This is a genomic window from Haladaptatus sp. ZSTT2, from assembly GCF_037081775.1.
Classification (GTDB): domain Archaea; phylum Halobacteriota; class Halobacteria; order Halobacteriales; family Halococcaceae; genus QDMS2.
Window position 1 is genome coordinate 1,421,448 of the sequence record NZ_JBAMHQ010000001.1, and the last position, 12,867, is coordinate 1,434,314.

The 12,867-nt window shown below is 54.0% G+C and carries 13 protein-coding genes and 1 tRNA gene; 7 read left to right on the top strand and 7 right to left on the bottom strand.

Features of this window, described 5'->3' with window-relative positions; all coding sequences use genetic code 11:
• Positions 1–91: 91 nt before the first annotated feature.
• Entirely contained in the window at positions 92–670 is a 579-nt protein-coding gene (locus V5N13_RS07785) for a hypothetical protein (RefSeq protein ID WP_336360301.1), read from the bottom strand.
• Between the two features lie 400 nt (positions 671–1,070).
• Here V5N13_RS07785 and V5N13_RS07790 point away from each other — a divergent pair, with 400 nt between their 5' ends.
• The 3 genes from V5N13_RS07790 to V5N13_RS07800 all read left to right on the top strand — a co-directional run bounded on the left by V5N13_RS07790 (position 1,071) and on the right by V5N13_RS07800 (position 2,212).
• Positions 1,071–1,325 carry an ArsR family transcriptional regulator gene (locus tag V5N13_RS07790; RefSeq protein WP_336360302.1) on the top strand — a complete coding sequence of 85 codons (255 nt, stop codon included), beginning with the start codon at positions 1,071–1,073 and terminating at the stop codon, positions 1,323–1,325.
• Entirely contained in the window at positions 1,325–1,645 is a 321-nt protein-coding gene (locus V5N13_RS07795; protein WP_336360303.1) for a DUF7521 family protein, read from the top strand. The genes V5N13_RS07790 and V5N13_RS07795 overlap by 1 nt, the downstream gene beginning before the upstream one ends.
• A gap of 141 nt (positions 1,646–1,786) precedes the next feature.
• Positions 1,787–2,212 (top strand): ribbon-helix-helix protein, CopG family, encoded by a 426-nt coding sequence (locus V5N13_RS07800; protein WP_336360304.1) that lies wholly within the window; start codon positions 1,787–1,789, stop codon positions 2,210–2,212.
• Here the strand turns inward: V5N13_RS07800 and V5N13_RS07805 are convergent.
• A complete protein-coding gene (locus V5N13_RS07805; protein WP_332897340.1) occupies positions 2,209–2,664 on the bottom strand; it encodes a DUF5814 domain-containing protein in 456 nt (151 codons plus the stop codon). The genes V5N13_RS07800 and V5N13_RS07805 overlap by 4 nt on opposite strands.
• Before the next feature lie 98 nt (positions 2,665–2,762).
• On the opposite strand from V5N13_RS07805, the gene V5N13_RS07810 reads away from it, so the two are divergent.
• Positions 2,763–2,835: transfer RNA gene (locus V5N13_RS07810), tRNA-His, on the top strand.
• A gap of 116 nt (positions 2,836–2,951) precedes the next feature.
• Here the strand turns inward: V5N13_RS07810 and V5N13_RS07815 are convergent.
• Positions 2,952–3,761, bottom strand: coding sequence for an HNH endonuclease (locus V5N13_RS07815; protein ID WP_336360305.1), 810 nt, complete (start codon positions 3,759–3,761; stop codon positions 2,952–2,954).
• A gap of 244 nt (positions 3,762–4,005) precedes the next feature.
• A complete protein-coding gene (locus tag V5N13_RS07820) occupies positions 4,006–4,845 on the bottom strand; it encodes a hypothetical protein (protein WP_336360306.1) in 840 nt (279 codons plus the stop codon).
• Between the two features lie 156 nt (positions 4,846–5,001).
• Here V5N13_RS07820 and V5N13_RS07825 point away from each other — a divergent pair, with 156 nt between their 5' ends.
• Complete coding sequence (locus V5N13_RS07825; RefSeq protein WP_336360307.1) at positions 5,002–6,063, top strand: restriction endonuclease; 1,062 nt, start codon at positions 5,002–5,004, stop codon at positions 6,061–6,063.
• 46 nt (positions 6,064–6,109) lie between these two features.
• Here V5N13_RS07825 and V5N13_RS07830 read toward each other — a convergent pair whose 3' ends face one another.
• Positions 6,110–7,531, bottom strand: a complete 1,422-nt coding sequence (locus V5N13_RS07830) for an HNH endonuclease (RefSeq protein ID WP_336360308.1) — start codon at positions 7,529–7,531, stop codon at positions 6,110–6,112.
• A gap of 110 nt (positions 7,532–7,641) precedes the next feature.
• Positions 7,642–8,253 (bottom strand): HNH endonuclease, encoded by a 612-nt coding sequence (locus tag V5N13_RS07835; RefSeq protein ID WP_336361422.1) that lies wholly within the window; start codon positions 8,251–8,253, stop codon positions 7,642–7,644.
• Between the two features lie 23 nt (positions 8,254–8,276).
• Here V5N13_RS07835 and V5N13_RS07840 point away from each other — a divergent pair, with 23 nt between their 5' ends.
• Positions 8,277–8,912: a hypothetical protein gene (locus tag V5N13_RS07840; RefSeq protein WP_336360309.1), complete on the top strand. Its 636-nt coding sequence runs from the start codon at positions 8,277–8,279 to the stop codon at positions 8,910–8,912.
• Positions 8,913–8,988: 76 nt separating this feature from the next.
• Here V5N13_RS07840 and V5N13_RS07845 read toward each other — a convergent pair whose 3' ends face one another.
• Positions 8,989–9,255 (bottom strand): hypothetical protein, encoded by a 267-nt coding sequence (locus tag V5N13_RS07845; protein WP_336360310.1) that lies wholly within the window; start codon positions 9,253–9,255, stop codon positions 8,989–8,991.
• Positions 9,256–9,691: 436 nt separating this feature from the next.
• Here V5N13_RS07845 and V5N13_RS07850 point away from each other — a divergent pair, with 436 nt between their 5' ends.
• Positions 9,692–11,359: a CocE/NonD family hydrolase gene (locus V5N13_RS07850; protein ID WP_336360311.1), complete on the top strand. Its 1,668-nt coding sequence runs from the start codon at positions 9,692–9,694 to the stop codon at positions 11,357–11,359.
• Positions 11,360–12,867 lie beyond the last annotated feature (1,508 nt).

A 12,867-nucleotide genomic window follows, 5' to 3' on the forward strand; every position in this document is an offset into this window, starting at 1 on the left:
CCGTTCGACCACCACCGTGCGACTACAATTGCTGCTGAAGTCCGTACGAAACGCACCGCCGAAATGTGGATTCAGGGTGCGCGAGACACGCTCACCGAGTCTCTGTGATGGTCAGATAGCCCAACACTGCGATGAGTGTGACTTGCGCCACTTTGTCGAGGAGGCCAAAGTTCTGGAGGTGTGGCATCCCTTCGAGAATCCAGAGTGGGATCTGAAGTGCGGTAAATACGATTCCTGCGAGATAGAGAGCGCGGCGATTGACTCCTGCAAAGAACAGGCCAATCCCCCCGAGAAAGCCCACTCCCGCGAGGAGCATCACTAGGGTCCCGTGTTCGAGGAATAAGTACAGGTGGACGGCCGCACTGAAGACTGCGAGAAGCGCCCCAGCGTGATGTGCTCGAGAGATGTTAGTTGCAGCATGCGCGTCCATCCGTCGGTATGCAGGGACGGTGACCACAGAGCCAAGGAGGAACAACCCCCCGACCAGTGCATACCAGCTACCCATTATCCCGCTCGAGTCGTGACCGTCCTCGCCAGCGTGACTCGCCGTTTCAGTGTGGTCGTCGCCATGTCCATCACCGTCTGCAAGGGCGACTCCCGATGGAACAACCAAGAGTGCGATACACAGGACGAGGAGGATTCGTCCGATTCGGCTCCAATTCAGTGCCATATCCCACCCCAAACGGGGCTATCTATTAGTTCAAAGAGGGGATTTTCAGCGGATGCAAAAACCCAGTCAATAATCAACCCGGACCGCAGCCGCGAGGTTGCTAAGACCGTTGCTCAGTCATGCTAGATGGGCAGTTCACGGGTCGATTTGACGAGGTGCAATCACTGGACAGTACAACCCACAGGTCGCATCTCGAGGTACGCGACTTTTGCCATCCGCTCCACACTGAAAGCCGAGGTCCTAGCCGTGACGCTCCCATAATAGTAATGGCGTGCATGGCACAACAGTGAACCCAATGAGTCGAACAGGCACGTCCGACCAACAATTACTCGCCTTACTCGGGGATCGTGCTGTTCAGCGAATTCTCACCGCGACAGACAAACACCCGATGTCAGCGAGTATGCTCGAACAATCCTGCGATGCGTCGCTCACGACGATTTACCGGCGCATCGAAGAGCTTCGAGAGTTCGAACTGGTTCGCGAACGGGTGAACGTCCACCCAAACGGGAATCACTACAAAACGTACGAAGCAAACCTCGAGCATCTTGGTGTCCACCTCACCGATGGAAAACTGGATGTAGAAGTCAAACACCGAGACGATGGGCCCGACAGATTTCGTGGCATTTGGGACGCCATGCAAGGAGGGCGAGACTGATGCACATTGGCCTCGTCGTCGCCAAACTCCTTGTTGTGCTCATCGGCGTCCTCATTGCGCTCCAGGGATATCGTGCGTATCTCCGAGAAACTAACGCACGGATGCTCTTTGTTGCCGTTGGCTTCCTCCTCTTGAGCGTCGGGTCGGTGCTCGAAGGCATCTTCTACGATGTGCTCCACTTCTCGGTGTTTCTCGCTGGGATGATTCAAACGCTGTTCGTCGCACTCGGAATGGCACTCATTCTGTATTCGCTCTACATGACGACAGACGCAACCGATACTACAGCGCAAAAACCGGATACGCCCCACGAATCAACCTGAATCGACCGCTCAGAAGCGATAGCCAGTCTGGTTTACCACGAGCCACAATTCGACCGAAATGGAGTTTACACCACGGCTCTCGCTCCGCGTGCACCCTCGTCTGACAAATAGTTAAATAGTCTGGACGTTGACCTTCGGGCAATGGGCAACAAGAACAAAACCATCTCGTTTCGCGTCAACGAAGACGCCTTCGAGACGCTTCGGGAGATAGCCGAAGAGCGCGATATCTCGTTGTCTGCGGTGTTTCGCGACTACGTCCAGACGCTCGTCGCCCACGATGGGCAAGTGCGCGTCGTCCCCGAACACGAACTCGTAGACAAGACCTCAGACAAAACGACGTTCCCGCCACGCGTCGAAGTGCCAAAGAGCCTCATCCACGACCACGAACGCCTCGAACTCGAGAACAAACACCTGCGCGACCAGCTCGACGACTACAAGCAGTACATCACGCAGCTCCACCAGAAAATCGACGAACTCAACCAAGAAGACGATGAGGAAGTCATCCTCCTCGACGACTTAGACGACGACTTAGACCACGACCACGGCGAAACGTTCCGCCTCAGCTAACGCGACAAGTCACGCTTTGCCTGACTGAGTTTTGTTTCCATCTCTCGATTGTTCTCAACCCCTGCGAGTTCTTCGGCCGCTTCGAGGGTGCGAACTGAGTCATCCAGAAACGAGAGAATGTCACCCGCATAGGCGTAGAGCATGTAATCGTCTCCCATCACGTCCACAATCGAATCCGGGCCAAGCCCCTGCGCCCGCAGTTCGAGTAAATACGAGATGAACTTGCGTTCGGGATGGCCACAGTACGGATTCGTCTCACAGCCACAATCCAGGAAGTCTTCGGCGAAGTCGAGGACGCGCTCCTGGGTCGCATCATCGAGTTTCATCAGCCCCTCGCCCTGGAAGAGAATGTCGAGGGTCGCCCCGCTAAACGCGCTCTTTGGGATGTTCGTTCCCAGTTGGGAGGCAATCTGGCGGTGGTTCTTCAGATAGATTTTGTCCGTGATGGCCACGCGTAGTCGGCCGTAGGCGGTTCGAGGCAAAAAGCCACACGGAGTCCGCCCGGAGTCGTAACGTATTTTAGCAAACCAGAATTAGAAAGAGATGCGTGTCCGGGTTGGGGTAGTGGACTATCCTTCAGCCTTGTGGAGGCTGAGACGCGGGTTCGATTCTCGCACCTGGACCTGTCAGCTTTTTGATACAAACTAAGAAGAAGAGAAGAGCGCCACGTCATGCGATTTTCACTCAATCACACTCCGATTAGCCTGAAAAGATACGCTGACATATGTTAGTTATTTATTCACACACTTCCTTGGAGTGAGCGGAGCTTTTCCCGCGAGATATGCCCGAAATCGGCTTTGCGATGGCATGACGGACACAGTGAAATCACGTTATCGAGGGTGTGAGCGTCAGCTCTGGAGTGGTCTTCAGATTCTACGAACCACCGAACGGGGACAATGTGATGCACGTCGGGGTTTCTCCCGAGTTCCCCTTTCCCGGTCCCGCAGTGTTTGCAGGCGTACTCATCTCGTTCGAGTGCCTGCTTCCGAACACGATTCCACCCTGTTCCGTAGTTCCCGAGTGAACCACCGTTCCAGTTTGGGTGTCCCTCACCGCGAAAGGATTGAGAAAGCCACTGGCGTCTGCACTCCTCACTGCAAACGACGACTTCGCCGATGTTGCTTGGGTATCGTTCGACTGTCTCAGTACAGACGTCACAGGGGACCGTGCGCTTCCCACCGGTCCAGCGAGGATTTTCAGAACCGCTCAGAGAGGGTGTCGTCTGCCACGAACCGTTTTGAACACAGTCGGGACAGTACAGGCCCTTCTTCATCGAGGGGTAGTAGGTGAATGCTGCATCGCAGAGTCGGCAGGTGGCCTCCGATTTCCCGCCTTTGTAATTCGGATTGTTTTCACCTGCGAAGGAAACGCCCTCGTCGTGGCACGCTTTCGAGCAGTATGCTTTCTCGTAGGGAGAATGAAAATCGGTTCCGCAGTGCTTGCAGGTGTTGTTCGGCAGTTTTTCTCCATGGCTTAGTGCATGATGTGCTTTCATACCACGGGAGGTAGAGAACATGCGACCGCAAGTGGGACACGGTGTGTCCGTCATTGCGAGCGTCTCCAGGTTTGGTGGTTGTTCGTAGTTGGTACTCTAGTTCGTTTGTCGTTTGTTACTTCCATCAGGAATCAGCAGGCTCGAGTCAACGCGCCTGCACCCCTTGCAGGCGCGTGAAAAACTGGCTCAAAGTCAAGGAGGGACGAGCAGTCCAAATACAATCAGGGAGGGTGTTATGACCCTCTGAGAGGCAGGATTGACTGAATAACTAGATGAAAAACGTGTACTCTACCAGATTTCAGAAAAAGGAATCGCGTATTTGGCTGGCGACCTCAACACACATCCCAAACACGATACCTGCCCCATGGGCGACGATATTCGTCCAACCACCCGTCTCGTTGACGATGTTCGCGGGGAGTGCTGAAGCGAATACAAGTACGCTCGCAACTGCCGCAAACAAAATAACTCCACTCAACCGTCGATTGGATACTCCCCAACTGGAGAGTTTCGAAGGCGAAGCGACGTAGTCCGTTCTGGTAGCAGCGAACACTCCGGCCAAGAGGAGTCCACCCATACTGACGACGGATACGCGGGCAGTCACTACACCGAGTCCGAGAAACAAGCACGAGCAATAGACTCCTATCGAGAGTAACCCGACTGGTTCTTCCTGTTCGCTTTCGAATGTTCGGAGTATGGACAGAATGAGGAACCCATCAAGTGCGCCGACGACGCCAGAGAACCCTCGATCGTACTGAATCTGAAGATGCGTACTTTCGTTGAATACGAGGTAGCTGGTACTGCTCACGACCACGGGGCCAACCAGTAGAATGAGCAGAAAGCCAATCCAGAATCGTCGATTTTGGTCTCGGAACTTGTACAGGAGCCAGCAGGGGAATACAAGGATTGTATAGCCTACGAGATTGCCGAAGAGATGGGCGTCATCGGGCTGATGTTCGTGGACGAATGAGTTCGTCCAGAACGTGTGGAGAACTGGGTTCGTATGGTCGAGGGCAAGAGATAGCTGGAAGGAGGTTGGGGTGAGAAAGTAGACGGCGGCCAATAAGGCAGGTATTGAGAGCAGAGCCAGTATCTCTACGGTATCTTTGACGCCAATTTGGTTTCGATAAGATGTTGTCACCGACAACAAGTTGGAAAGGCATAGTAATAGTATTGTCATCTACACAGTCTATAGACTGAGTTAGCTTGTTGAGTCGCTCTGTGTGAATCAGTATCATTCAAGTATTCCGTTCATTCAACGAAAGTTACAAATCAATTTGCTACCATGTTTGGGAATATGGCAGTAGAGGTCAGCGCGGGAAATCTCAGAACCCGCATGCAAAATATTGATCCGTACGAGTTCGAGCACTTCGTTGCTGAACTCTGGAAAGCACAGGGATGGGATACAGAGGTTTCACAGGCATCGAACGATATGGGCGTTGATATCACCGCCTGGAAATTTGACGGCCTCGTTGACCAGAAAATCGTGATTCAAGCGAAACGGTACGCTGAGGACAACAAGATTGGTCGGCCAGCTATCCAACAGTATCATTCGTTGAAGCAGCAAGATTCGGAGGTCGATGCGGCTGTGGTCGTCACGACGTCGTCGTACACAAGCTCAGCGAAAGACTGGGCAAATGAACACAATGTCAAACTCATCGACGGAGACGATTTAGTGAATCTGGTTCTCGACCAGCGACGTTACGATCTGCTCGATGAGTATGCTCCAACGCTGAGCGAGATTTCAGGCAGCCTGAACGGACAGGGCTCATCGGAGAAACAGCGCGAAACTCCATTACCGGATTTCCTCGCAACACAGGACCAACAACGAAAGGTTGCGGCAGGTGGGCTTATCGCTGGCCTCGTTCTCATTGTAAATCCGTGGAATACTGGCATTCCAATCGAGGTTCTTGGGACGCTGTTCGTTCTCGCATCGGGTGCAATCTTCCTCTATCCAGACCGCGTGTTCGAAGCCATCTTCCCGGAGCGAATCTTGCACCGCGAGTTCCTCAACGGAAGTGCGGTTGTAGAGCAGAGCGGCTCCGTGAGGTACGTCCCCGGCGATGACCGTGACTCAGTCTCGTTCGATGCATTCGAGGATACCTCCACCAAACGACAGCAGGCGCTCACGTACGCCGAATTGGATCAAGCGTACGAGGATGGAGTTCCAGTCGTTCCTCAAGGGAGTATCCCCACTGCAGTCGCTTCAGCGGGTGAACAATATATCGCGGCGTATCGCTTCGCCGTACACGATGAAGAGCCAGAGCGGATTGCAGCTGAAATGCAGCGGTCGCAGAAGGATGTGGTTGCTGATATCGCGGAGTTTGCGCATCTCTCGACTGGGAATTCAGTCCTCTAAGTCGAACTTCAAAAGCCAGTTTTCTGGAGAACCAACTGGATGAGTATCACACGAGCTCATGGATTTCTCGATGCTTCTGTAACGCCTCAACACTGGGTGTTGCCCGCGTGTCCGTAGGAAGTCCCACCGTCTCTCCTTCGTACTGTTTGAACTCGTGATACCCCTCGCACCCGGGTTCGTCTCGGACGAGGACCTCGTAGTCATCCGAGATAGAGAGCCACCCAGAATCGAATGCCCAGTGGTGTAATCGACAAAGCGCAATTCCATTCCGTGGGTCCTCAGAACCACCCTCGCTCTTTGGGTAGATGTGCGCAGCTTCAACTTCAAACCCTCCCTCCGGGCTTTCTCGCCTGCTCCCGCAGACGGCACAGGTATTATCGTAGGCTTCCGTAACCAACCGCCGAAATGCGGCGTCACGAGCTTTCCGCTTCTGTATCGTGTATCGGGTCTTGTCTTCGACAATTGTGGCTTCCGAATCAAGCGCATTCGCCAAGCGAGATTTTTCCGTTTGAATTTCTTCCTCGGTAGGTTCTGGAATCTCGTGAACAGTAGAACCGAACAGTGCTGCTTCAAGCGAACCGAACTGTCGAACTAACTCTCCAACCTTTTCCTCAGCGACAGGATCGAGACTGCTATTCACAAATCGGTCATTTTTGTACCCCAACATCGACCGCACTTCTTCAACGGTTGGAACATCCTCTCTGTAGTCGTTGAGCGTGTAGATGTGACGGCTCTCAGGGCTATTCCAGAGCCAATCGCCCACTTTCTGACTCTCGAACACTCGACCGACAGTTCCGGCTCCGATGAACGCTCCATCATGGTAGAAGAGGACAACGTCGTCCTGTTTGAGTCGGTCAATTGCTGCCTGTTTCTTCCCGCTGTCTGTTGCCGTTGTCCCCCAAACACGCACAGAATCAGTCCCTTCCAACTGCGAGGGGACGTTCGCACGACCAGCGAGTTTGAATGGGTTGACAACGGAGGTCTTGAATCTGGTAAGCCACTCATCATTGACTGCTACAAAGAACAAGCCAACATCGTTCGCTGGTCCAGGCTCATCGAGATGTGCCATCTGAAAAACGAACACATTCCGACCGTCACGTGGCTCGTAGTCATAGTCAAGTACGTCCACTTCTCCTTGGTACTCCCACTTGGCAGCGCCAGTACCCTTATAGAAGAAATAGATTGGTGTCGACGTCGAGATCGCCTTAATCAATGCGGCATTCCCTGTGGAGCTCTCTTTTTGGTCACCTGAAAGACCTTCTCCGATATATTCGAATTCTCCACTTTGAACGCGGTCACTATAGGGGCCATCTTCGTTTGCGAACAGCAAGATGTAGCGATTCTCATGGTCGTCCTTTCGGACGTTTATCCCAGAGATTTGGTAGCCAAATCCAGTGTCAAAGAGTGATTCGATCTCTGCTTGATTGAGGTGGTCACCGAGTTCGAGGTTCGCTGGTGGCCGATGCATGCAATGAGAGACTCAGTGGATTGTGATATTACTGTTGTAGAGTCTACAATTCGATGTTGTGGATAGAAAGATACCACTCAAACTACTCACATAGGTCCGTAACACAGACGCTACACCCATTCAAGCCCCGCATTATGCTGAGCCAAGTAATCTGAACTGAACCCCGCCACCAATAGTGGAAGCCTTTCACCTGCGTTATCGAGAATTGTCCGTTTGAGTAGGTCGCTCTGCGTCTCAAACGTGGGGTTCACGAGCAGCCGATAGTCGGCGTCAATCGTGTAGAGTTCGCGGTCGAACGCGGCATGGTGTGTCTTGCTGAGTGTGATGACGTTCGAGAGGTCTGCACGATACTCGGGGTAGTCACGCCATGAGAGTGCGTGAGCGACATCGAGCAGTCCGGGATGGTCAACACCTGAAATAGGGCAGTGCTGATTGTACCGTGCGAGAGTAATCTTCCGAAACCCAGGGTCAACCGCCCTCAGTATTCCATACTCACCTCTCGGTGGAATGATATTCTTCAGCCCGAATTTCAGGATAGATGTCCTATCGCTCCGGTTGAATAGGGAATTAAGGTATCGGGGTGACTTTGGGGAGATATGGGATGCTCGGCTGTACCCTTGCTGCTCAAGCTTTTTAGTACAAGCGTAGGGTGTCTCAGTTCCGCCTAGCAGGCTAGACGGTGAGCGAATTGGAGTTCCTAGGAAACTAGGAGAATTCTGCAGAGTACATTAGGAGAGAATACACCATGAATAGAGACTACATTACGATCGAAGACGATGTTGAGAGAGTACACTTCCCAATCAAGTTCTATCTTCAGAGAGGATGGTCACCCCTTTACATCGATGGGAATTGGGAGGCGGTGGCAGTCACTGATGAAGAAGAATGGCCAAACGTATTGGTCGACGAGGAAACAGAAGAGTTCCTCCTCACCACGTATGACCCGCCAAGTCGTCCCCGTGTGTTTGAGGTGAACGTCGTACGAGACACTGAGTTGGGGTACATAGTGAATTGGCTAATCCATCCCGACGAACGAAAACGGTGGCTGCGTGACGATGCGGTGAATCTAACCACCCGAGATGAGTTCAGCATCGCAGATATAGAGATACCGGAAGAAAAGCCATTTGTCATGGATGTGTTTTCTGAAAACCCGTTCTCGTGGGAACTCGTGATCTGGTTCGTTGATGAACGGTTCTTGGACGAAGTAATCAGCAAGTATACCCCGTTTTCCACTGGCTCAACGGTGTTACTTGATGGCGCATCCGAGGTACACACTCGGTTTGGCGTTCCGTTGGAATCACCCCGCAAGCGAAAATCGCGTGGAAATCCAGAGAAAGCCCGTGAACTACAGGAGATGATGCGGCGGTTTGAGGACAGTCGGTAAGGAGATGACTTCCAACCAGGCACACATCCCGCTGTACGTCCGAATACAAGCAGCGGAACAAGCTAGAGGCAATCCTTCACTCGATTTTTGCGATATGCTTGAGCGCAACGTTCGCCTCGGTTTTCCCCTTGTACGCAGAGTTCTCGGGTGTCACCGACAGTAGTTTGATGCGGATTTCGGGGTCGCCTTCCTCTGTCATCGTGAACATTTGGTCGAACTCCGAGTTCCCTGAGAACGGGGCCAACACTTCGCCGCGGAGTTCGGTCTCCCCCGTCGCGGTTTTCGTCTGGACAATCGCGCCTGGCTTCAGTTTCTCGAACGATGTACCACGCATTGGATACATACCGTACACGTACACCCACGAACACCATAAAATGACAGCCTCTCAAGAGTAATTCAGAATTATCCCAATAGCCGGTTGTGGGACAGGAGCAAGTCCACCACCTTCTGGGAGCGGTGGAAAGGCTAACTCTAGGTGGGGAATACGGTTGCTCTCGGGCCTAATCGAGCATATAGAAGCAGAAGGCGTCGAGGCGCTGGACATCGACCTGTCGGACGCAGACCGTGAGTATCTCGAGGTCGAGGTGAACAAGGTCGAACAGCGGAGCAAGCGGGAGTCGTTCAGTTCGTCCCCTCGGACGGAAGGCTCTCGAAACACGGCGCTTCACACGGCGTCTCGTCGAGAGACGCACCATCACATCCTGCTACTCAAAACCGTTCCTTTGATTCCAGATACATTTGGACAGAAACCTTATGCGTCGCACTGTGGGAGTGTGACTGTGACACAGAACCTCACACGACGACGCGCCCTCTCCAGGCTGGCCACGATGGGTCTGGTGGCGGCTGGCGTGAGCGTCACCGACGCGGGTACGGTCGCCGCAGACGCATCGTACACGCGAACCGACTTCACAACCACGTCCTGGGACGGTACCGACCTCGTCGGATCGCTCTACGTCCCCGATTCGGACGGTCCCCACCCTGTCGTCCTCGGGACGCACGGGTGGGGCGGCGACCACGGGAGTCCTGCCGTCGCACGACGGGCTGATGTGTTCGCGAGGAACGGCTACGTCTTCTGTGCGTACGACTCACGCGGATTCGGCGAATCGGGTGGCGAGGTCGGCGTAGACGGCCCGAACGAAGTCGCCGACGCGCTTACCTTGCTCGACCAGCTCGCAGAAGGTGACGTGGGCGGTGTCTCGGTCGACGTCGAACGCTCCACGAACGGCCCGGTCTGTGCGATGGACGGGCTCTCATATGCCGGTGGCATCCAGCTCAACACGATGGCTGTCTCGTCTCCCGACGCAGCCGACGCGTTACTCCCTGATTCGGCTACGTTCGACACCATCGACTTCACCGAAGGGAGTCCGCTCGACGCCGCAGTCCCGCGTTGGGCGTGGCACGATCTCCGGTTCTCGCTCGCACCGCGTGGTGTCGTGAAAGTCGGTTGGGACTCGCTGTTACTGGCGACGGGTATTGCCGGCGCTCGGGGGCTCACCTCCGGCGACGGCCAACCGTCGATATACGACCTGGAGTACGGCGTCACCGAGGAGGTGCCAGACGCGTTCGTCACATCGACTGCACAGAACGAATTCGACAGTGAGTCAGCGGCGTTCTATGCGTCCCGCTCGCCGGTATCGAAGACGGCCCTGCTCGAGACACCGACGCTACTCATCTCGTCGTGGACCGATACGTTGTTCATCACGAACGAGGCGATCTGGAACTACCACGCGATCCGCGACAACGGCGTAGAGTCGAAGTTGGTGCTGTTCCGCGGTGGACACACGTTCGAGGAGACCGCCGATGCGGAGATGAACGCACGGCTCGACTCCCGGGCACTCGAGTTCATCGATGCGCATCTCCGGCGCGACGAGGAGTCTGGCTTCCCGCAGGTGGAGTACTACGAGACACAGCGTGACACGTGGTCGACGACGAACGACATCGACCCACGGAACACCAAGGAGTGGACCGTGACGTTCTCGGACGCAAAACTCGACGACGAGACGGTGGTGTACAACAGTATCGCCCCCAGCTCGACGAGTCAATTGACGAGCGAGGAGGAAGATCTCCTCGACGGTGTGACGGCTGTCCACTTCGACTATCTCGTCACAGAGGCCCGTGAACTCCTTGGCGCACCCAGCCTCGAACTCGACCTCGAGCCGCTCGGGACCGATCCGCGGCTGTTCGTGAAGGTGTACCACCGCACAGCTGACGGCGAGACACTTGTCCACGACCAGGTCACTCCGGTTCACCAGACCGGTGATGAACGGCGAACAGTCGAGGTGGAGATGACGGCTCTCCAGCGCCGCCTCGCCGTCGGTGACACGCTCAGGGTGACGGTTGCTGCGACCGATGCTGGGTTCTACTCCTCGCGGACGGCCGCCGGGGCACGAATCTACCACGGGAGCGACGCCGATTCGCGAGTGACGTTCCCGGTGCAGCCGAGCTGACCTCGGCCCACGGCGTCTCGTGTGGACCCGCGACATCACTTATCAGATGGAGTGCTCTGTCGCGACCAACAGAGATACTCTGGGTTGGGCTCGACCAACTGTTCTAAGACTGGTTCCCTCGTCTCAAAGGAACGAAAAAACTGAATTCTTGAGAGGACGACCATAGAGTCGTCACCCATCCCACAAAGCCGCGTGTGAGTAAGACGAATGTATCATAATCGCATTCGCCGCTAGAGCCGCTTCGAGAGGCGTTCTAGTCGAGTTTGAATCACGCATTGAGCGTTCAAAATCGGAGTGTTCCCCGCAAGAGACGGGAGAGCAGAGAATCGAGACGTAACTAGGAACGGAGTGTGAGAAACTGAAGAAACCTTAAATTGAGGTGGTACAGGACACGAAACGCCTGAGTATGGATATGGTAGTACTCAGACGAAACCAAGATGCACTGCGAAGAGATTCCCAAATCGGAAATCGACGAAATTCACACTTGAAAACCGCCGCGACACGCCGTCTAAGGAGCATTCAGCCTGATCCGCAACTCACTTTTGGACAGGAAAACCACCAGACGTAAACCGATTATGAAAAATTGAGCTGGAAACCTAACGGATGAGTACAGACCTAATCACAGCAAAACCGCCGTGATAGACCCCACATCTACTGATTTCGAGTATAAAAGCCACATCCATTATCACGGTAAATCTTACTAGCTCCCTTTACGACAAACCACACTGCCCTCTACCGGGGAAAACGACCGATTTTGAACACGCAATGAAACCCTGAGCAACGACTAGCGAACCCACAACCCGATTATGACGGGTATCGCTGATTATGAAATCGAATCGTCCATCCGTCCAAAGTACGCCAGAAACGGGGCAGCCAACGCTGTTGAGACAAACCTACTCCTCAAATTTTCACAATCGGTTTCCCTCTGGTGGTTTCCCAACTTCGAGCGGAATCACCGAACGTGGAGAGTCCGCAAAAACCACCATCCCGTAAAGACGTGTCACGGGTGTTGAGTCAGTCGCTTTCGGGAGTTTTCAGCCACACAATCGGCGAAAAATCCGGAAGGGAAGAAGCCACAGAGTGAGCCGAGTGTGGAGGAAAGAGCGTGGAATTGCTGAGGAGGAAGTTAGAAACCTAAATCAGCTATAGATCCGTCGAAACACGAAAATTCGAGTGATTATCCGAGTGTGGAAATGAGGTGTGACCACTCAATTGTAGCCGTCAATCGTACGTTTGAAGTTACACAATCGGTTTCAGTCGTGCGGTTTTGGGAAATAGTGTCGAGTGAGGGGGGAGAGTGTCTGTGACGTGGAGAGTTGTATCATCTCTCAAACCCTGAAATACACCACCTGAACACCTCTATCGTCAAAATTCGAAATATCGAGATCTCCACTTCTCTCGCAACAATAGGTTCCACAGTCAGACCAAAACGCCAACCACACACCTTCTTGCGGGGTTTCAGGCCGATTGTGGAACTCGCCTCGCTGGTCGAGCGGTCCGCACTGGCG

Bases quoted from the DNA above. Each gene is read 5' to 3' on its own strand.
- V5N13_RS07785 (WP_336360301.1), bottom strand. From the start codon at position 670: ATGGCACTGAATTGGAGCCGAATCGGACGAATCCTCCTCGTCCTGTGT.
- V5N13_RS07790 (WP_336360302.1), top strand. From the start codon at position 1,071: ATGCTCGAACAATCCTGCGATGCGTCGCTCACGACGATTTACCGGCGC.
- V5N13_RS07795 (WP_336360303.1), top strand. From the start codon at position 1,325: ATGCACATTGGCCTCGTCGTCGCCAAACTCCTTGTTGTGCTCATCGGC.
- V5N13_RS07800 (WP_336360304.1), top strand. From the start codon at position 1,787: ATGGGCAACAAGAACAAAACCATCTCGTTTCGCGTCAACGAAGACGCC.
- V5N13_RS07815 (WP_336360305.1), bottom strand. From the start codon at position 3,761: ATGACGGACACACCGTGTCCCACTTGCGGTCGCATGTTCTCTACCTCC.
- V5N13_RS07825 (WP_336360307.1), top strand. From the start codon at position 5,002: ATGGCAGTAGAGGTCAGCGCGGGAAATCTCAGAACCCGCATGCAAAAT.
- V5N13_RS07830 (WP_336360308.1), bottom strand. From the start codon at position 7,531: ATGCATCGGCCACCAGCGAACCTCGAACTCGGTGACCACCTCAATCAA.
- V5N13_RS07840 (WP_336360309.1), top strand. From the start codon at position 8,277: ATGAATAGAGACTACATTACGATCGAAGACGATGTTGAGAGAGTACAC.
- V5N13_RS07845 (WP_336360310.1), bottom strand. From the start codon at position 9,255: ATGTATCCAATGCGTGGTACATCGTTCGAGAAACTGAAGCCAGGCGCG.